This is a genomic window from Bacillus sp. BP-3 (assembly GCF_028401955.1).
Lineage (GTDB): Bacteria > Bacillota > Bacilli > Bacillales > Bacillaceae_G > Bacillus_A.
The window spans coordinates 206,788-226,849 of sequence record NZ_JAQOTJ010000007.1 but is presented as its reverse complement, the minus strand read 5'-3'; the positions used below and the strand labels follow the sequence as shown (position 1 = coordinate 226,849).

21 protein-coding genes and 2 pseudogenes are annotated in these 20,062 nt (G+C 37.1%); 8 read left to right on the top strand and 15 right to left on the bottom strand.

What is annotated here, in order from left to right:
• Window positions 1-77: 77 nt before the first annotated feature.
• Together PLX19_RS13880 and PLX19_RS13875 are read right to left on the bottom strand one after the other, a co-directional pair.
• Window positions 78-362, bottom strand: a pseudogene (locus PLX19_RS13880) (NUDIX domain-containing protein); the annotation flags it as partial.
• Window positions 363-528: 166 nt separating this feature from the next.
• Complete coding sequence (locus tag PLX19_RS13875; RefSeq protein WP_272189225.1) at window positions 529-1,737, bottom strand: NAD(P)/FAD-dependent oxidoreductase; 1,209 nt, start codon at window positions 1,735-1,737, stop codon at window positions 529-531.
• 572 nt (window positions 1,738-2,309) lie between these two features.
• On the opposite strand from PLX19_RS13875, the gene PLX19_RS13870 reads away from it, so the two are divergent.
• From PLX19_RS13870 to PLX19_RS13855, 4 genes are all read left to right on the top strand, one after another.
• Entirely contained in the window at window positions 2,310-3,299 is a 990-nt protein-coding gene (locus PLX19_RS13870) for an NAD(P)/FAD-dependent oxidoreductase (protein ID WP_272189224.1), read from the top strand.
• A 207-nt stretch (window positions 3,300-3,506) separates the two neighbouring features.
• Window positions 3,507-3,983, top strand: coding sequence for a GyrI-like domain-containing protein (locus PLX19_RS13865; protein ID WP_272189222.1), 477 nt, complete (start codon window positions 3,507-3,509; stop codon window positions 3,981-3,983).
• Between the two features lie 206 nt (window positions 3,984-4,189).
• Complete coding sequence (locus PLX19_RS13860; protein WP_272189233.1) at window positions 4,190-4,507, top strand: DUF4870 domain-containing protein; 318 nt, start codon at window positions 4,190-4,192, stop codon at window positions 4,505-4,507.
• 173 nt (window positions 4,508-4,680) lie between these two features.
• Window positions 4,681-5,931, top strand: coding sequence for an MFS transporter (locus tag PLX19_RS13855; RefSeq protein WP_272189220.1), 1,251 nt, complete (start codon window positions 4,681-4,683; stop codon window positions 5,929-5,931).
• A 16-nt stretch (window positions 5,932-5,947) separates the two neighbouring features.
• Here the strand turns inward: PLX19_RS13855 and PLX19_RS13850 are convergent, their stop codons facing one another.
• Window positions 5,948-6,838 (bottom strand): helix-turn-helix domain-containing protein, encoded by an 891-nt coding sequence (locus tag PLX19_RS13850; RefSeq protein WP_272189219.1) that lies wholly within the window; start codon window positions 6,836-6,838, stop codon window positions 5,948-5,950.
• Window positions 6,839-6,935: 97 nt separating this feature from the next.
• Here PLX19_RS13850 and PLX19_RS13845 point away from each other — a divergent pair, with 97 nt between their 5' ends.
• A complete protein-coding gene (locus PLX19_RS13845) occupies window positions 6,936-7,388 on the top strand; it encodes a DUF523 domain-containing protein (protein ID WP_272189218.1) in 453 nt (150 codons plus the stop codon).
• Window positions 7,389-8,182: 794 nt separating this feature from the next.
• Here the strand turns inward: PLX19_RS13845 and PLX19_RS13840 are convergent.
• From PLX19_RS13840 to PLX19_RS13810, 7 genes are all read right to left on the bottom strand, one after another.
• Window positions 8,183-8,335, bottom strand: a complete 153-nt coding sequence (locus PLX19_RS13840; RefSeq protein WP_429756838.1) for an FbpB family small basic protein — start codon at window positions 8,333-8,335, stop codon at window positions 8,183-8,185.
• A gap of 576 nt (window positions 8,336-8,911) precedes the next feature.
• On the bottom strand, window positions 8,912-10,249 hold the full coding sequence (locus PLX19_RS13835; protein ID WP_272189216.1) for an amino acid permease: 1,338 nt from the start codon (window positions 10,247-10,249) through the stop codon (window positions 8,912-8,914).
• 346 nt (window positions 10,250-10,595) lie between these two features.
• Window positions 10,596-10,766: a hypothetical protein gene (locus tag PLX19_RS13830; protein WP_272189215.1), complete on the bottom strand. Its 171-nt coding sequence runs from the start codon at window positions 10,764-10,766 to the stop codon at window positions 10,596-10,598.
• A gap of 86 nt (window positions 10,767-10,852) precedes the next feature.
• Window positions 10,853-12,106: an ATP-binding protein gene (locus PLX19_RS13825; RefSeq protein WP_272189214.1), complete on the bottom strand. Its 1,254-nt coding sequence runs from the start codon at window positions 12,104-12,106 to the stop codon at window positions 10,853-10,855.
• 453 nt (window positions 12,107-12,559) lie between these two features.
• The gene (locus tag PLX19_RS13820; protein WP_272189213.1) at window positions 12,560-12,913 is read right to left on the bottom strand and encodes a HesB/IscA family protein; all 354 of its coding nucleotides are present in this window, start codon (window positions 12,911-12,913) and stop codon (window positions 12,560-12,562) included.
• Window positions 12,914-12,954: 41 nt separating this feature from the next.
• The gene (dapF, locus tag PLX19_RS13815; RefSeq protein ID WP_272189212.1) at window positions 12,955-13,821 is read right to left on the bottom strand and encodes a diaminopimelate epimerase; all 867 of its coding nucleotides are present in this window, start codon (window positions 13,819-13,821) and stop codon (window positions 12,955-12,957) included.
• A 252-nt stretch (window positions 13,822-14,073) separates the two neighbouring features.
• On the bottom strand, window positions 14,074-14,313 hold the full coding sequence (locus tag PLX19_RS13810) for a YuzB family protein (protein ID WP_098917996.1): 240 nt from the start codon (window positions 14,311-14,313) through the stop codon (window positions 14,074-14,076).
• 228 nt (window positions 14,314-14,541) lie between these two features.
• On the opposite strand from PLX19_RS13810, the gene PLX19_RS13805 reads away from it, so the two are divergent.
• Window positions 14,542-15,612: an NAD(P)/FAD-dependent oxidoreductase gene (locus tag PLX19_RS13805; RefSeq protein WP_272189209.1), complete on the top strand. Its 1,071-nt coding sequence runs from the start codon at window positions 14,542-14,544 to the stop codon at window positions 15,610-15,612.
• A 62-nt stretch (window positions 15,613-15,674) separates the two neighbouring features.
• Here the strand turns inward: PLX19_RS13805 and PLX19_RS13800 are convergent, their stop codons facing one another.
• From PLX19_RS13800 to PLX19_RS13790, 3 genes are all read right to left on the bottom strand, one after another.
• Window positions 15,675-16,472: a nucleotidyltransferase domain-containing protein gene (locus tag PLX19_RS13800; RefSeq protein ID WP_272189208.1), complete on the bottom strand. Its 798-nt coding sequence runs from the start codon at window positions 16,470-16,472 to the stop codon at window positions 15,675-15,677.
• Window positions 16,460-16,750, bottom strand: a complete 291-nt coding sequence (locus PLX19_RS13795; protein ID WP_272189207.1) for a hypothetical protein — start codon at window positions 16,748-16,750, stop codon at window positions 16,460-16,462. Before PLX19_RS13795 ends, PLX19_RS13800 begins: the two co-directional genes overlap by 13 nt.
• Window positions 16,751-16,831: 81 nt before the next feature.
• The gene (locus tag PLX19_RS13790) at window positions 16,832-17,140 is read right to left on the bottom strand and encodes a YuzD family protein (RefSeq protein WP_272189206.1); all 309 of its coding nucleotides are present in this window, start codon (window positions 17,138-17,140) and stop codon (window positions 16,832-16,834) included.
• 178 nt (window positions 17,141-17,318) lie between these two features.
• Between PLX19_RS13790 and PLX19_RS13785 the strand changes: the two are divergent.
• Window positions 17,319-17,537 (top strand): annotated as a pseudogene (locus PLX19_RS13785) (NifU family protein); the annotation flags it as partial.
• A 288-nt stretch (window positions 17,538-17,825) separates the two neighbouring features.
• On the opposite strand, the gene yutH reads toward PLX19_RS13785, so the two are convergent.
• On the bottom strand, window positions 17,826-18,827 hold the full coding sequence (yutH, locus tag PLX19_RS13780) for a spore coat putative kinase YutH (RefSeq protein ID WP_272189205.1): 1,002 nt from the start codon (window positions 18,825-18,827) through the stop codon (window positions 17,826-17,828).
• 117 nt (window positions 18,828-18,944) lie between these two features.
• On the opposite strand from yutH, the gene PLX19_RS13775 reads away from it, so the two are divergent.
• The gene (locus PLX19_RS13775; protein WP_272189204.1) at window positions 18,945-19,436 is read left to right on the top strand and encodes a phosphatidylglycerophosphatase A family protein; all 492 of its coding nucleotides are present in this window, start codon (window positions 18,945-18,947) and stop codon (window positions 19,434-19,436) included.
• A 146-nt stretch (window positions 19,437-19,582) separates the two neighbouring features.
• On the opposite strand, the gene PLX19_RS13770 is transcribed toward PLX19_RS13775, so the two are convergent.
• Window positions 19,583-20,053, bottom strand: coding sequence for a GNAT family N-acetyltransferase (locus PLX19_RS13770; RefSeq protein WP_272189203.1), 471 nt, complete (start codon window positions 20,051-20,053; stop codon window positions 19,583-19,585).
• Window positions 20,054-20,062 lie beyond the last annotated feature (9 nt).

Here is a 20,062-nt window from a genome sequence, read left to right as displayed (position 1 = left end):
CTTCTCAGAATGACAGTTCACTGTTGAACTGTAAGTTCGACAGCGCCTAAGCTTTTCACTTAGGAACGTGTCGCACCTCCTTTTGGATCTAAAAGAAAAATAATCATATTATCACTAATTTCATCCTGTATTACACCTGACCGCACACTTACGATTCCTTTCACACTCGTAACAATTCCTGTCTCTTCTAACACTTCACGTTGCACGGCTTGATCAATCGTTTCGCCTTCATTGACAAAACCAGCAGGCAATGACCATTTTCCTTTTAATCCGCCATATTTTTTTTTAACGACAAGCCACCTTCCATCTGACGTTACGACAAGACCACTTACCGCTAACCACACCTTTCCACGTTTACTCATTACTAGAAACCCCTTCCGGTCTAAAGGACAGAATATTCATTCTTTTCCCTCATTATACTACAAAGGTTCTAAAAGGTGAACGTGCCCTCTTACAAACACCTGAATATTCAGTAAAATAAAAAAAACAGAAATAGCTATGACAGCCATTTCTGTTTTAAATTACAAATTAATATAGTTTTAATTTACCTTTTTTAAGAACTAGTAAAGGTCCGCCAAGCATGAATAAGTAACGATTGTCGATTACTTTCTTCATGAATGAAGCTTTCCAACCAGTTAATTTTTTGCCCATTACAACGCCCATTGCATCGTCATGGCCTAATGAACATACAGAACCTTTGTTATCGAATACAAACTTCTGCATTTCGCCTTTACCACGAACAAGAACAGCTAAGTTATGTGCAATGTTGTAACCTTGTTGAATTGCGATTTGTGCTGTTGGTGGGTATGGACGGTTAATTTCTTCGTTAATAATTAACGCTGCATCACCAACCATAAATACTTCTTCATGACCTGGAGCGTGCATGTACTCGTCCACTTTTACACGGCCGCGCATTGCTTCAAAGCCAGACTCTTCTACAATACCATTACCGCGTACACCTGCAGCCCAAACTACAGTTGCAGATTTCAATAATTCTACATCGTCGCCGTTTGCAACAATAATACCTTCTTCATTTGCTTCTTTAATCGCCGTACCAATGCGGAATTCTACACCTTTTTTCTCTAATTGTTTTACAGCATACTCAACTAGCTCTGGGTCGAAACCAGGAAGTGCTGTTGGAGCAGCTTCAACACAAATGATACGTGCTTTTTCGCGAGGAACATCATACTCTTTGCAAAGCTCAGGAATACGATTTGCAAGCTCACCTACATACTCGATACCTGTAAATCCAGCACCGCCGACAACGATTGTAACTAACTCATCGCGTTTTTCTGAAGCATATAGAGAGAACATGTACTCCATATGATCACGAATTTGACGAGTTGCATTAATGTTAGCGATAGAGAATGCATGCTCTTTTAATCCTTTAATTCCAAACGTTTCAGACTCGAAACCAAGACCGATTACTAAGTAATCATACTCTAACTCACTATTTTTTAAGATAACGCGCTTTTCAGCTGCTTTAATTTCTACAACTGTGTCTTGTACGAAGTTTACTTTGTTTGTGTCGATTACATCTTTAATGTCTAAACGAACTTTATCGTGATGCAACGTACCAGCTGCACTTTCATGTAACCAAGTTGCTTGATAATGGTAGCTGTTATTATTTACCAATGTGATTTCAGCTTCACTTACAGATAATGTTTTTTGCAGACGAACAGTAGTAATCATTCCACCATAACCTGCGCCTAAAACTACGATTTTTGGCTTCTTCAAGCTAATCACACTCCTCTTCTTTATATAGATAGTTAAAAATAATAAAAATAGTGCTAAAACAAATTAAATGTTAAGAATGTACAGTTTTTCACATTCTTAACAAAACCAATAACAAGTTTGAAAAATGTTACGAAATTTGTCACAAAAAATTAATATTTTTACTTTCCTATATTAGTCGTTTTCTCTTTACTTTTCAAGCACTTGTAAAATTATCAATATTTTAAAATAACGTAGTCGTTTTAAGCTTTTCGACATTTCCTGAATCGCTAAGCGTATATAGCTTTTTAGCGATTTTTTCGCTTTCTGTTATGCCTTATATATATTTAAATTACGAAAAAATACACATAATTACCAAACATTACATCCTTTACTTATTGGCTAGTTTCTTCTATATAATAAATCTATATGAAGTGCATACACAATTCAGTCGTTTCTACGGTATTTTTTTATAAAATATGATATCATTTGTCTTGAGTGTGCTTGCACTCCGCTCATGGAAGTTTCGTATAACATACATACGAGTGTATATAGAAGAAGCACGAAAAATTTCCTAATTATAGGGGGAGTAAACAGTGACAGAAAATCAAAAGGTATACGACATCACTATTATTGGTGGAGGTCCAACTGGATTATTCACAGCTTTTTATGGCGGTATGAGACAAGCAAGCGTAAAAATTATCGAAAGCTTGCCACAACTCGGAGGTCAATTATCCGCATTATATCCTGAAAAGTACATATATGATATCGCAGGTTTTCCGAAAATTCGTGCACAAGAACTCATTAACAATCTAAAAGAACAAATGAGCAAGTTCGAACCAACCATTTGCTTAGAAGAAGCTGTACAAACGATAGAAAAACAAGAAGATGACGTGTTCAAACTTGTAACAAATAAAGAAACACACTATTCTAAATCCGTTATCATTACAGCAGGAAACGGCGCATTCCAGCCACGTCGTTTAGAATTAGAAGGCACAGAAAAATTCGAAAAAACAAACTTACACTATTTCGTTGATGATATGAATAAATTTGCGGGCAAACGCGTTGTTGTCTTTGGCGGCGGAGATTCTGCAGTAGACTGGACAATGATGTTAGAGCCAATCGCAGAAGAAGTTACAATCGTTCACCGCCGTGATAAATTCCGCGCACATGAGCATAGCGTTGAAACGCTACTGAACTCGCGCGCACAAGTGAAAACACCATACGTTCCCGTTGAACTGATCGGTGATGAAAAAATTAAACAAGTTGTCCTTCAACATGTCAAAACAGAAGAGAAAGTTGTCATTGATGTTGATGATGTCATCGTCAACTATGGATTCGTCTCTTCTCTTGGTCCAATTAAAGACTGGGGATTAGATATCCAAAAGAACAGTATCGTTGTAAACTCCAAAATGGAAACAAATATCCCTGGCATTTACGCAGCTGGTGATATTTGCACATATGAAGGTAAAGTAAAACTAATTGCATGCGGATTTGGCGAAGCACCAACAGCAGTAAACAACGCAAAAGCGTACTTCGATCCAAATGCGAAGCTGCAACCAATGCATAGTTCTAGCATGTTTTAATAGAAAGAGGATGATTCCAAAGGCACTTATGTGTCCTTGCGAATCATCCTCTTTTTTACGTCTCCAGCAATATATCGGCGATTCGACACACTTTAAAGACTCTTCGACGATGTTCGATAGACAATCCCCTATCCTCCGACTGTATAATTATGGTATAATCAATAAGAACACTTGTTCTTACGAAAAAAGAGAGAGGATGATACAATAATGCAACCTACGATTATAAAAAAAGAAGCTTTTCAAGCCATCGGGATTTCTATTACTACAAACAACGAACTGGAAATGTCCAGCGACGGAAAAATCCCTCACCTATGGAATCAATACTTCCAAAAACAAATCACCAACAAAATTCCAAACAAGGCTACGCAAACAGAAACGCTTGCACTATATTCCAACTATGAATCCGATGAAACAGGTCGCTATACGTTTACAATTGGTGTTCCTGTTTCCACTATCATTGATACACCAGAAAACATGACATCATTCACGATTCCAGCTGCTACATACGCTGTATTTACAACCCGTAGAGGGCCACTATCTGAAATCATCGCTGAAGCATGGCAAGGGATTTGGACCTGGTCAAAAGAAAATAAACGTGCGTTCACAACGGACTTCGAACTGTATGATGAACGAGCTTTCGATCCAAATGATGCTCAAGTTGATATTTACATTGCACTTGCTTAATACACCAAAAAGACACAGCGGCAGCTGTGTCTTTTTTCATGTTTATTCGTTCCTTGTTATATCGTTATAAAAGCCTTACATTCCATATCGCCGAATCTTACAAAACTGTTATGTTTCTGTAAGATTCGGCGATAGCAAGCCTACAAGTTCTCCTGCATAATAAACGTATAAACAACAAGCGAAAACAACTTTATGAGGTGATATATATGAATGGAAATAAAATATTAGCTGCTCTTTCATACTTTAGTGTTCTCTTTGCACCTATCCTGTTCCCGGTAATTGTTTGGATTGTAGGCGATTATGAAACAAGAAGTCATGCTAAACGTGCTCTATGGACACATCTTATTCCGGGCATTTCTACCATTATAGGACTTGCAGTATTAGGCATTATGAGTTTTGGTTTTAATCAGCCAGGTGCAACACTTGGTATTGGCGCATTGATTACCGTATGCATTTGCGGCCTAATTAGCCTATACTACTTTATTTGGAATATAGTAAAAGGAATTAAAGTCCTTAAAGGATAAAAACACAGCCACCCAATATCTCTCCTAAGAGACGTTTGGTGGTTTTTCCTTTTTCAACATAAAAAATACGCTGGGCAAATTTCGCTTTTTTGAATACAATAAAAAAGTATCTGTATAGAAAGAGAAGAAACTGTTAACAAAGATAAAAAGACATATGACAGAAAGGGATTCATATGGAGGAATTACAAAAAAGCAAACCCGTCCTACAAGAAATGGAAATGCCTTTATTAAAAAATACAAACTTCCTATTTCTTTGGGCCGCCACTCTATTTTCAAGCTTTGCCTTAGCATTTTTTACGTTTTCCCAAACGTGGTACATAGCAAAAACATTAAATTTAGAAGCATCACTCGGCGTTGTCTTTGTGGCTCTTAGTGTTCCGCGCCTTATCTTCATGATTATCGGCGGAGCTGTTGCAGACAAATTCCCGAAAAAGAACATCATGTTTTATTCTAATATTGTTCGGGCATTTCTTGTCACGATCATTCTCATTTGGTTTATTGTCGGTCACGTCACACTATACACATTTGCTTTATTTGCACTTTTCTTCGGATTAGCCGATGCCTTTTTCTGGTCTGCTGACGGTTCTATCTTACCTGAGCTCGTAGCGAAGCATCGTCTTACACAAGCAAATTCGCTTACACAAATGACGAACCAGGCATCAGTTATCCTCGGCCCTGTTCTTGGCGGGATACTGATTAAATTCAGTAATTATGAGACAATCTTTACTATAACCATTCTATTATTAATTGTCGCTGCCATACTGATTCAAAAGGTTCATTCAAATGTAGAACAAGAAGAAAAGCACAAAAATAAAGGCATGTTCACTTCTATTAAAGAAGGTATTCTTTATGTGAAAGAATCTTCGTTTTTATCAACATTCCTTATTTGCAGTGCCTTTTTGAACTTATTTTTAATCGGGCCAATGCAAGTCGGATTTCCACTGTTTGTTAAAAATGTACTGCACGGTGACTCTTTACAATTTAGTTATTTAGAAGCAGCGGTTGGCGGCGGGATGGCTATTGGCGCCGTTATCGTTGGACTACGAAACATTAGTCGCCGCCGTGGGTTATTTTGCATTATTATGATGCTATTGTCAGGTGTTTTCTTCCTGTCCATTAATTTCAGTACAACACTTTGGCAGGCGCTTCTTTCTGGCTGCTTTTACGGCATTACAATCGCTATGGCTATTGTGCCGTTAATGGCAATGATTCAATCGACTGTAAAAGAAGAAATGATGGGCCGCGTAATGAGCTTACTCATGTTATCATCAATGGGATTTATCCCGATTTCTTATGCAGTTACATCGCTTGCTTTAGCTGCTGGAATACCGATTGTTATAGTTATGAAAAGCGGTGCAATTGCGGTCATTGTCTTTGTACTCTTTATCGCAATCCGCGTTCCAACTGTACGGAAATTTGATTAACAGTAAGGGTTATGCTTCAAACGCATAACTCTTTTCTTTTTTTACATTCAAATGGATTATATAAAACAATCCCGCTGTTCCGCCTCGCCGCCGCCGCCCACTCTAATGCAACATCTAGAAATAACGCCTGTATCGTACTATACAAAAGCGCTCCAAAATCTTTGCGAATTTCACCGCACTTATACGCCCTGACCACACTTTTTGTCCGCCGCATGATTTGTACTTGTATATCATCTTGAGTCATCAGTTGCTCCCATAACAGCCCTACCTCGTACAAACCACTCTTTTTGTAAGCAAGTTCCACTTTACTCCAAGCAAAATTAATTGTTTGTGGATTTTGCGACATTGGTGCAATTGCATTTACAAATTGCTGTGGTATGTCATGACGACAATACGTTGCATCCATGTTATACGTTTTTGTTTTCTGTTTTATCTTTAAATTGTTTTCATAAACACTAGTTTCTATCTCCTCATTCAAGCGTTCCTCCTTACAGTCTCCTGTACTTTCCCCATTTTCACATACGGTCATTTGCATGCGGTCAATCATGCGGTCAACTGCCTGTTTCCGAAATACATACAAATTAGCACTATATCCGCCTCGCTTATGCCTTTCTTTTGTGAACACACGCTTAATAATCCCAAGTCGTTCAAGCTTTGCGACAGAACGGCGCACAGTTCGTATATTTTTCTCTATTTTCACAGCGATCGTTTCCATTAGCGGACATGCAACGCCAACTGTTTTTTGTTTTTCATTCACCGCATATCTCCCTAACAAACGAATGACTAGAAAATCCGTTTTGTTAATCTCCTTTTGATACTGCGTTAAAATTCGCTGCTGATAGGTGTTAAATTCTTCTTTATTTTGAAACTCACTATGTTGTTTCATTAATGAATACAATTTACTCATGTTCATCGCCCCCTTTTATAAATAAGAGAAAAAACATAAAAGTGGCGGAAGATTTTGTTGTATGATGGAAATAAATTCTTCCAAATGAGGTGAAGACGTGATTGTCATTAGTGCTTGTTTAGCTGGAATTGCTTGTCGTTATGATGGAAACGATAATCTCGTTGCAAAGATTGAAGAACTACTAGAAAAAGAAGAAACAATTCTTATTTGTCCGGAAGTGTTAGGCGGATTCCCAACGCCTCGTATGCCTGCTGAAATCATCGGAGGCAACGGAGATGATGTGCTAGATGGAAATGCGAAAGTTATAGATCGCGGCGGAAATGATGTGACAGAAATCTTTATTACAGGTGCCTACAAAGCGTTAGAGCAAATCAAAAATTTAAACCCTGAGTATATTATTTTAAAAGAACGCAGTCCGTCATGTGGAAGTTCTGTTATTTATACAGGGGAATTTAATGGGCAAAAACAAGATGGTTACGGCGTTACTACTGCATTATTTAGACGACATGGTTTTATAGTGATTTCAGAGGAGGCATTTATCAAAAAGTAAGGAGAGGGTCTTGTATTCCTCTCCTTACTTGATTTCTCCATAATTCCTCACTTATTAACGTAGTACCTATTCATAATTCGAACTTTTAGAATCTATGATTTCGGAATTGATGACTAAATTTGCGAAAGATTTTTAATATGAGATACTTCAGCGCCACACTTCTATCCGCCAAAAAATTTTCTATATAGAAACTAGAAGATACATAATGCTTGCTTATATCGGCATGTTCCATTCTATCATTCTATGCATATTATGTAATATCGCACTCAATAAATGAGAGATTATGGTACAACAAGAAGCCGCACCAGAAAAATTGATTTCAGTATGGACTGACACTTTAAGTGGGAGTCAAGATATCTTTGCTAACATTAATGAACAAACTCGCATCCCTATTATCAGCTGCCCTGCCAACATTATTAATTGTCGCTTGTATCCCAATAGATGCTGCCAGTAATACAAATATATATTACTAGTAATATAACCGTTAGCAATGCAGAACTAGAAACGTCCGTAAAAAAAGTAAAAGAAGATAACCCCATACTATATAAATCCATTTTGTTTCCATTTATATAGATAGTTATCTTCTTTTCATTTTCAGATATGAATTTATATTAATTTTCCAAAAAATAAATTGCCTCTATACAGTAAGTACAACATGCCCCGCACTTTCCTTCTTCTTTTGTTTGAAGCCTAGCACGCAACAAGAAACCGTTTCCATTTGAAACCAGACGCTTTTATCCCACCTAACAAGAAAGAGATTTTTCTGTCATTTTTTCAACTTATATATAGCTTTATTACGAGGCTGACTTTTTCATTTCATAACGCTGTTCAATGCGTTGTTCAATTTTTTCCATCTCTTGTTTATCATTTAGTATCTTTTGTTTATTTTCCTGTACCAATTCTTTAAATGATTTATTGAGAAATTTACAATGCTTTTTCACCTTCATCATTCCTCCTTATTTTCTATGAAACCAAGATTTAGAATGAAAAATACTCCGTAAAACTTTTCGTATTTCTTGTAAAAACATGTCTTTATTTGTCGAAAAGTTCTACTTAATTAGATGATACTATAACTTTCATTTTTTCAAAAGATAATTTTTTGAACATTTTGTGAAATTAATAAATTTTGACAAATTAACCCATTTAAATCCCCAACATATAAGTCGATACTATGCAGATGCAGCGAAAAAAGTTTTCACACAAAAAGAGCGTCCATCTTTAGACCATTGCCAATTTCCTATGCCGAGAGCTATAAATCACTTCTGAAGCAGATGTGAAGATTCGAGCTACTCTCTGGAGAATTTCTAGAAATGGAGGCAGACCACGGCACTAGTAACGACGTAAAATATGAGCAAGAGTGAACCAAGGGAAGCTGTATTTGAGTATTGATTTTACTCAAATACAGTAAGAAAAGCGCCCCTGATGCCAATGGCATCAGGGGCGCTTTTCTAAAGTTGATAGCAATGGCTTCACACGGCCTTTTTACTCCTATAAAATGAATATTCCTTTTAAACTGAGAATCATTATTTCGATTCCTTTCTTCCAACAAAAATAGATAAACCAGATAAAAGGATAAGAATACTTATGCATACAATAGAGTTAATTATATTACCTGCGTTGAACAAGAAGAAAATAAAAATAATTGCCAAGGCCGCTGCCGCAAACAAGGTGCTGTACGGGAATAACCACACACGAAAATACGGCATTTTAGAATACTGTTTACGCAACTTGAATTGCGCAAGGCAGATGCTAGTCCAAATAAGCAAAACAGTAAACCCTGGGATAGACATCATATAACCAAAGACGTGCTCTGGTGTAAGGAACGCGATAAAAGACCCAATTAATAAACCAGTGCAACTGACAAGAACTCCCCATATAGGAACACCGCGCTTAGTGAGACGAGAGAACAGAGAAGGCGCTTCGTTATTCTGTGCCAGAGAGTACAAAATGCGAGAAGTAGCATACATTCCTGAATTGGCAGCTGACAGCACAGCGGTCAATAAAATGAAGTTCATAATATGTGCTACACCTTGTAATCCAGTTGCAGAGAAAACCTGTACAAAAGGACTACCTTGCTTTCCTACTTCGTCCCAAGGGATAAGTCCAGTAATGATTAGAATAGGTAATGTATAAAATAAAACCACTCGGAACATGACCCCTTTTATTACTTTCGGAAGTGTCTGTTCCACGTTTTTCGTTTCTGTTACAGTTAACCCGATTAATTCTGAGCCTCCGAAAGAAAAGACGACTATTAGGAGTGCTGTAAAAATACTTCCCCATCCTTTTGGAAAGAATCCCCCGTGACTTGTATAATTTGTAAAGTATGTTGCTTCATGATTTGGAACGAAGCCAAATAACAAGGCAAAACCAAGCAAAATAAATAAAACAAGGGTAATAATTTTGAAACTCGCAAGCCAAAACTCTATTTCACCGTAAAGTTTGACGCTAACCAAATTGATAAAAAGAAGAAGCGCAGTACATGCTAAACTAAGTAACCATAAAGGAGCAGATGGAATCCAATATTGTAAAAAGCTCCCCCCTGCTAAAACCTCAACAATAATAACTAAAATCCAGTCGATCCAGTAGAGCCAACCAATGACAAAGGCGAAACGTGAACCAAAAGCTTTTTGAATCATCCCTTGAATGTTTAAACCAGGATAAGCAATAGCCATTTCCGCTATTGCACTCATAACAATGAGAAGAAGAAATCCTGCAAATAAATAAGAAAAAACAATGCCGGGTCCTGCAGCTGAAATTGTATCTGCACTTCCTTTGAAAATCCCTGTCCCAATCATCCCACCGATTGCCATAAGCCTAATATGGCGCGGTTGCAGTTCGCGTTTCAAGCTTTGTTGTGCCATGTTTACTCCCCCTTTAGTAATAAAATAGAAACACGGTTAATACCTTTTTCTCGAAAGTGATTACGTAACATCACTAACTGCTGCATAGCCCTCAAGTTGACTTAATATTTAAACTATACAATAATCTTTTTGATCTTGGCATATATTTTTGAAACGTATGCTGTGAGAATATGGCGGTGAACGTCTTTTGAAACATCCTAAGTTAATAAAAAGACCCTTTTTATTAACTTAATGATTTTATAGGTATCGTGATGTTTTTAACTTTCAGCCCTTGATTTTTGCTTAAAATAGAATTTTTTGTACAAAACAAAAAATAGTGGCGCTTTTTTCATCGCCACTATTTTTTCTATTTAGAAATGTTTTTGAGTATTTGAATGTTTTTATCTCTTTCCCCACCATCGGAAAGTTCCTCTGAAAATTCATGGTCTGCTTTCTTTCCTAATAGGAGTTCAGATGACCGAATTGTGCTGGATGGCAGATTATTATTCTGCGCTGCCTGTTCATTCCATTTTCCCATCAAAATCACCTCTTTTTTATTATTGAATTTTTGTCATGATTTTATTAAAAGTCTCTAATAAAAAAAGCGCTTGATTTCATCTTTAATCAGCAAGGTATAATGATAGAAAAGCACGTTCCTTTTCCTCGTGTACTCTCTATTTCTATATCTCCATTTAGCTCTTTAATAATGCTATACGCAATCATAGTGCCAAGCCCGGTTCCTTTTTCTTTTGTTGAATAAAATGGCGTGGCAATCCGCTTTATTTCTTGTTTGGACATTCCAACTCCTGAATCAATAATATCAATTACAAGATTACCCTTGATTTTTTGCGCATGAATTTGTAATACTCCGCCATCTTTCATAGCTTCAATTCCATTTTGTAAAATGTTAGTGAAGCACTGTTTTAATTTTTCAGGATTCGCATTTATATACAAATGCTCTGGAATATCTCTCTGTATTTCAACGTGATATGAAATTGCTAGCGGAGAAATCATATTTGTTATTTCTCGAAAAATACACCTTATATTTTGTGGTTTTTTTATTGTATTTTGTGGTTTTGTTAGAGATAAATAATTATTGATAATTAATTGTACGTTTTCTAATTCCATTAACATGATTTTCAAGTATTTATCTTGAGATGTTTTTGAAAGTTCATTTTCACGGAATAATTGAGCGAATCCATAGACAGTCGTTAGCGGGTTATGAACTTCATGTGCGATTGATGCCGCTAATTCACTAGCTGTATAAAATTTTTCAGCTCTTTGAATTTTTTCTTTCATTTTATATTTCTCAATCATTCCCTCTACTAAATAAACAGATAATAACCCTGTGAAGACGTTGACCACTACATAATTAATCAAAAATCCAATAAAAACCGTTTCGATTTTACCGTATATTTCAATTTCATTCATTATCCCAAAGATAGAAAAAAAAACCGTACAAATCAAAAGAAATAATGTGTTGAACAATATTTTTTTTCTCCTAAAATAAATGGGAATAAAATAACGTAATATTGTCGTAATCGTTGTAATGATAGTATATATAATAACCGATGAAAAAAAGCCGTTTCCCCCTAAGTAAAATCGATACGCAATATATACAATACTTATACAAATCATGCTTCTTGTGTTTCCGTACAGAAGCACTAAAAGAATAGGAATAAAACGCAAATCATAAATATACCCAACATGTAAATGAATTGGAAATGTCATGCAAAGAACAATTGCAATCGATGAAAGAAAAGAAATGAGTATATTGTTACATGCTCTTTTTTCTGTCTTATCTAACCAAAATACTTGATAACTAAGGATACAAATTATAATAATAAATGCATTTAATAGTAGTGTAGAAATTCCCATATTCTATGCCTCCCTAATTTTTTATAAGGGGGATAATACACGCTTCCTCGAAAAATCTTTTAATTTTATATTACGCTTTTTGAATTTACTAATTCGTTATGTTTTCCGGATTTAGAAATAATAGATAGGTATAAGTGCTTTTTATTGTTTATATTCATTCAGTGTAACGACGTACAAGAAAGAGAAACGGGAAAAAGCCATACAAAACATCATTTCTGAAAATTCTGTTAATTCAAAAAGAAAAACAATCTTCTATTATAGATAATTAACATTATACTAGCATGAAAATGAGCAAACAGCAATAAAAAACGTCAATTTTCTATCTTTTCCGACATTTCTCTATTGTATTACAAAATAAAAAAACCTCTTAACGAGTGAAATTTGTAATTCACCGTCAAGAAGGTTAGTATGATTAATCGTTATAGATGAACACTTCGCAAATGTTATTTAACGTTAACATTCCTCAGGCTTACCAGCATTCGTTGCCGTACGGAAAGATGATCCGCAGCCGCATGATGCGATCGCATTTGGATTGTCGATTGTAAATCCGCCACCAAGCATCGATTGCTTATAATCGATTTTTACTCCTTTTACAATTGGAGAACTTTCTTTATCAATAACAAATTCAACACCGAAAAATTCAAGAACTGTGTCGTCTTCATTTGGTTCTCTTTCAAATCCTAAGCCATAAGAAAGACCACTACATCCACCGCCGTGTACAGCAAGGCGAACGTATCTTTCTCCTTCCTCAGCATCTTTTAACATATCTTTAATTTGATATGCCGCTTGTTCAGTTACAGTAATCATAGAATCCACCTCCCTTTCTTCTCTCGTCCTATTATACATCTTTACTCTTCAATCTTATAATAATATACACCATTGCAAGTGACTTCTGCTGGGCCATTCATGAGAATTGTTCCTTCTTCTGTCCATGTAATCATTAAATCCCCGCCTGCTAAATGAACCGTGATTTCTTGGCCTTGCTTCATCTTTCCATTTAAGATTGCAGCTACAACTGCAGCGCATGCTCCTGTTCCGCATGCTTGTGTAATGCCAGAACCGCGTTCCCATACACGAAAATGCATTTCACGATCATTCAGTACTTCAATAAATTCGACATTTACGCTTTCTGGAAACATCTCATGTGTTTCTAATACAGGTCCTAATGTTGTAAGCGGAGCTTCTTCAATATCCTCTACAAAAATAACAGCATGCGGATTCCCCATTGAGACAGCCGTAAATGTATAACGGTGGTTATTATAGAGGAAATCTTCACGAATAAATGGCGTTTCCCCTTCGCCTAGCATCGGTAAATCAACGCGTTTCAACCTAGGTGCCCCCATATCTATTGTAGCCGAAGTTACAATTCTACCTTCAACTTTTACTTCTGCTGTAACGATTCCTGCTAACGTTTCAATTGTGAAAACATTCTCTTCTACTAGTTTATGTTCATATGCGTACTTTGCAACGCAGCGCAGTCCATTCCCGCAGCTTTTTCCTTCTGAACCGTCTTTATTAAAAATACGCATTTTCACAGGAGCAATATCAGAGGGACAAATTAAAATCATTCCATCGGAACCAATTCCAGTATTCACATCCGACACTTTTTCAGCAACTTGTGCAAGATGCTCTTCTGCAATTTGTTCCTCAAACATATTTACATAAATGTAGTTATTCCCAAGTCCATGCATTTTTGTGAAAGAAAATTGTGTCATCGTTATTTCACTCCAAAATTTTTGATTGTTATAAGTATAAAATGAGCGCTTTTTGAAAACAATAAGAATGTCCCCCGTTTCTCATATTCAACGACAATTTTGGCGTAACACTGTCGTACTTACACATATGGTGTAAGAAAAAAGCCCTTCACCAAAGGGCTTTCTTTTTTTGTATCTCCTAACTTGTTAGCCTGTTCTTTCGAAATAATTTTATGCGTTCAACTGAAAAAGACGCTGCCTCATTGCAACGCCCTAAAACATCGGATTTTCATCTAAATAATCATATACATTTTTCACAAGTTCATCCGGTGTTTCACCTTTTACAACTTCACCGTTTACAAGTGCATAAGGTCCTTCAAAACAAACGCCACAATACCCAAGACACCCATACTCAATCACATCTAAATTTGGATCTTTCTCTAATTGTTCACGTGCCTTTTGTGCACCATTTGCAAGGTTGCCAACACAAAATTCAATCAACGGTTTAATCAACCTTAATCCCTCCTGTATCTATTTCAAAGCTTGTCTTATAACAGTAAGCCTAAGATGTTTGTCTAAAATCGCTTTCACTTTCTTATTATTGTACAACAGAGTATGCATTCACGCATTGTTATTTGCTTCTAAATTCGATATAATTTGAATGAGTAAAGTCAAAATATTTTTGTAATATAAAAATTTCTATGATTAGGGGATATTTCAACAGAAAAGGGGTAATCCATCATGAAGCACCTCGTAATACTTGGTGGCGGCTACGGTGGAATGAGAGTTTTACAACGTCTTCTTCCGAGCAACCAACTTCCAGATGATGTTCAAGTGACATTAATCGACAAAGTACCGTATCACTGTTTTAAAACAGAATACTACGCATTAGTAGCAGGAACGATTTCTGAAACGCATATTCGCATTCCATTTCCAGAGCATCCACGACTAAATATTCAATACGGCACGATAACCAACGTTGATCTAGAAAACAAAGCTGTTCATCTTGAGGATGGTGAAGTTATCAATTATGATGACTTAATTATCGGACTTGGTTGTGAAGATAACTATCACAACGTTCCAGGAGCGAAGGAAAACACATATAGCCTTCAATCCATTGAGCAAGTTCGTCAAACATATCAACAACTAAATGGTTTAGAACCACATGCAACAGTTGCTGTTGTAGGAGCTGGATTAAGCGGTGTTGAAGTAGCAAGTGAGCTTCGCGAAAGCCGTCCAGACTTAAATATTTATTTATTTGACCGAAAAGATCGCATTCTTTTCCCGTTCCCAGAGAAATTAAGTAGATACGTAGAAGAGTGGTTTTTGAAACATAATGTTACAATTGTTCGCAACTCAAACATTACAAAAGTAGAACCAAATATTGTGTATAACCACGATGAACCACTTGAATGTGACGCAATCGTATGGACAGCTGGCATTCAAGCAAGTGAGATTGTTCGTAATCTGCCTGTCGAGCATGATAATAGCGGCCGGGTTGTATTAACAAAATATCATAATATTCCAGATTATGAGAATGCATATGTGCTAGGTGACTGCGCTGCACTGCCACATGCACCATCTGCGCAGCTTGCAGAAGGGCAAGGCGAACAAATTGTCCAAATATTATTAAAACGTTGGAACAATGAAGCCTTACCAGAAGAACTACCTGTCATTAAACTAAAAGGCGTTCTCGGTTCTCTCGGTAAAAAACACGGCTTCGGTTTACTCGCAAATCAGCCGTTAATGGGCCGCGTACCTCGCCTTTTAAAATCAGGAATTCTTTGGATGTATAAGCATCATAATGGTTAAAAAAACAAGAGCTGCACGGCAGCTCTTGTTTTTTTCTGTTGCTTTAAAGGGGAAGTTCCACTTTATCTTTCCCACCTCTTCTTACATTCCTCTATCCAAAATAACAAATACTGCTTCGTCATCTGAGCACGTCTCCATCTTGATAAAGACGGTTTTAACCCTTCTTTTTGACGAATCCAGTACACCTCTTGCAAAAGCGGCTCCCATTCTTTACAATACTTCACCATATATTGCAGCCCTTCATCTTTAGAAACAATCCGTTCCATTTCTAATGTGCATATAATACGGCCCATTGTCACAACTGCAGACTCTACCCATTCTGTAGCTAAAAATAAATATGGACGCTTTACTTTCTCACTCCAATATTGTTCCACATTGTATTTCATTGTGCTTATAACATCATCCCACGTTACTACATACGGAAGCTCATTTGCCTTTTGGCCCAAAACCGTAATACCGCAATTTTTTATCGTCCACCACGTCACAGAGTTAATGTCCCAATGGCCTTCCTTTATTTTTCCCTCTGAACAATATAAGTACGGTGACATCTCATGATTTTGCTTTCCTACATGAGCAAGCGGAATATACATTCCGTCCATTCGTTTACCGAGTTCATGTGTACTGAGCCTCTTATGTAATTCACGTATTTTCACTTTCTCTGCTTCACTGACTTGTTCTTTCATAACCGTTACAAAGTCAATATCACTCGTTTCGAGATGAAACGCAGCTAGTGCTAGTGAACCATATACATACACACCAACTAGCTTTTCATTCGAAATCATCCCCTGAAGTTCATTCACATATTGATGTAAGAAGAACTCCACTTCTTTTGGTATAGAATACTCCATTACGATACCCATAAATATACTCCTAACGCTGCTGCCACATTAGGAATCGCTGCAAATGCATTCGTTTTAGCAGATTGAAAGCGGGATTCCTTTCGCGTTGGCTTTTCCGAAGCAAATGTCCCCCTTGCTCCTAAAATAAATCCATCTATACAAAGAAATGCCGCACTAGCTAAGAAAAAGACGCCTAGCCAGCCTGCTAACGATTGAATCGCAGCTGTATCCCCTTTCATATAAGCAACACCACTGAGTACCAAAAGTCCGATAATCCCCATTACAAACCCCTTCTTCATCTCGTTCATCCTCCTAAGTATAGAAAAAGCCCCTGCGATTCATAATCTACGTTGCAAGAGCTCTGTAAGTGATAAGTTATATTATAAATATTTCTCAATTTCTTCGTATACATCCTTTAAGCGCGGATTGCCCTCTCCGACAATTTCATTATTCACGAGAACAACAGGATAAAATAAGTCTTCTTCAATGACACGCTCTACAAAAGCTCGTTTTTCTTCCTCTTCTTGCTCCTCATAAATATCCACATATTCAAAATGAAACTTCTCTTCTTGCCCTTCATATTTTCGTCCGATTGCCGCTTGCAGCCATTCATACGTTTCTGTTGAAGATGGCATTCCAACGCAGCTTGCACATACAACTTTCGCCCCGTACACACTAACTTTTATCATATTCGCTCCCCCATTTGCACATATATTTTTTTCTGTACCTCATTGTCACATATAAGAAGGAAACTTCCATAAACTATTTTGACAACGTAAGAAAGACATAAAAAATAGATTTTCCCCTGTATCTTGATTATAATAAAACTGATGAAAGGAGTCGATAAAAATGGAAAACGAAAACTTACACGAACAAGTAGTAGAAGTATTAGATAAATTACGTCCATTCTTACTTCGCGATGGCGGTGACGTAGAATTAGTAGATATCGAAGACGGTATCGTTAAATTACGCCTTCTAGGTGCTTGCGGCAGCTGCCCAAGTTCTACAATCACATTAAAAGCTGGTATCGAGCGTGCGCTTTTAGAAGAAGTACCTGGAGTAATTGAAGTAGAACAAGTATTTTAAATTTAAAAGCGAAGCCGACCGTTTAGCCCTGACGGCTAAGGTTCTTTCGCACAGAAAGTGTTTTTACTTTCTCGTGCGGAAGGTTCTTAGACGCGAAGGGCTGGGAGGCGGAGCTGGATAATGTAAAAGCGGAAGCGGCTCGCTCAGAACAAGAGGGGGATGGAGCTTCTGACATAGAGGCGCTTTTTGCCTCGGCGGAAGATGCGAAGCCACCGACTGTTCTAGCTGCTGAAGCTAGATAATCTAGAAGAAGAGACCCACCACGGTCTCTTTTTTCTAAATTACATACTATGTAAGCCAATCAAGCTTACGAATTCCTAACTTATCAATGGGTAAACGAATAAGATCATAAAACTGCTGAAGAAACTGTTCCGAATGATCTACGCGCTGCAAAATGGTGTCTAACTTATCTTGGTATACAGATTTTTGCGCCTCACTTCCCGCTAAATAATATCCTTCAACTGTTTCAAAATAATGAAGCGGAAAAAGAAGACGGGCAAATAGTAACCGCCATCCAAACGAAGATAATGGATAGTTCCGTTCGTAGTCGCTTATAAACTGCGCAATCGTTTCTTCCCAGTTCTCTCTTTTTTCAAAAGAAGTATGACGTACCCATTCGGCTAAGTCACGACTTGGATGGTCATATACCCAATCAACTGGCAGCTTTAATCGCTTTGTCTGACGCCAAAGCAAGGGTGTAAATCGTTCCTGACAAATGGTTGCAGCATCAGCAACTTGAGGAGTATCATCAATTTCTGTATCTACTACATATTGAATCGCATTTTCGGCAAGACCTAAGTAGTATGGAAATGATTCAATAAATAATTGTTCAAACATATCAGTAGGGTGACTCACCATTTTGGATTGCCAAAAACGTTCGAGCTGATCTAATCGTTTTTCCCAAAGCGACTTCCATTCACCAATTCGGCTGAGATGTTCAATTTCTTCAGAAAAGAATGCACCGCGCTTATGAAATACTGATAGCTCACTTCCTAATGAAGTGACATTACGCTCTAACGTACGTATTCCCTTTAACAAACAATAATTTTTTTCTTCTATCTCGCTAACGTAATAACCTTGTACGTTTGGCACAAACGTCGCAACGGTAATATCACCTTGCTGATTCATATAATCACTTAATTTCTTCATTTCAACAAGCTCTTCTTCTTGCAAATGATCCGTAGGAAGAAGCACATAAATTTTATTACGAACCCAAAAGCTGTTATAAGGACCAAGAGTTGTAAATTCTTTGACGTGTATATGATAGTTCTCATAAATATGTTGAATCATCATACTCGCCACCTATATTTTTTTCTATATATATATGAGCTGTTAATTAACTTTCATGCCTATGCACATCATAATTCTATACGTATACAATATTAAAAAGAAAAAAAGGTGATAAACATGACACAACGAAATGAACTACAAGAAAGAGCATTACAATTACTACAAGAACGCGGTGTAAAAATTGACGATATTGCAGAACTCGTTCATTTTCTTCAAAAAAATTATCATCCAAATTTAGCAATGGAAGAATGCCGTTATAATGTAGAACGCGTCTTATCCAAACGTGAAGTACAAAATGCCCTCATTACAGGAATTGAATTAGATGTTCTTGCGGAAAAAGGTTTGCTAAGTGCACCTCTTCAGGACATCATCCACCGCGATGAAGGATTATACGGAGTAGACGAAGTTGTCGCCTTATCTATCGTCAACGTATACGGCTCAATCGGTTTCACAAACTTTGGCTATATCGATAAATTGAAACCAGGTATTTTAAAATATTTAAACGATAAATCTACAGGTAAAGTTCATACATTCCTCGATGATATCGTTGGAGCGATTGCTGCTGCTGCATCAAGTCGCTTGGCGCATAGAGCTGCACATACTGAATAAGGCAAAACAAGAAAACCAGCTTCCATATAAAAAGAGCTGGTTTTCTTATTTATCCCGCTATTCGTGGGCAGTAATACCCCCACCTCGAAATCTAGCAAAAGTAAAAAAGTTAGGGGGAAAAACCTCCCACTGATTAAAGTTTCACTTTATCCCCCATACTCCATAAGCTGAAATTCTCTACCTCTACTCATAAAAGAAACTTTCTTCTGGAAACCTGCTTTCATGTATAGATGAATGGCCCGTTCATTAAAAGCAGCCACACTTAATCGAATGTTCTCTGGTCTAAACTTATCCTTCGCAAACTGCAATCCCGCTTGTAAAAAAGATATCCCCAGCCCATTTCCTGTTAACACTGGTTTCATCCCAAGTCCGATATCTATGGCGTGCTCACCTGTGTATAACTTCGCTTCTCTTCCGCCCGGCACCTGTGCATTATCCCCAAAACAAAAATAACCGATGAGTTCATCCTGTTCATCACAAACACCGTAATATGTACCATCAAGCAATTCTTTTAACGTTTCACCTTCACCAGTAAAACTATACAGTTCATACGGGGCCTCATATTGCCATGTATTGATTTCTTCTGCTTCTTCGATTGTAAGGTTATGAATGTTCATCTGTATGTT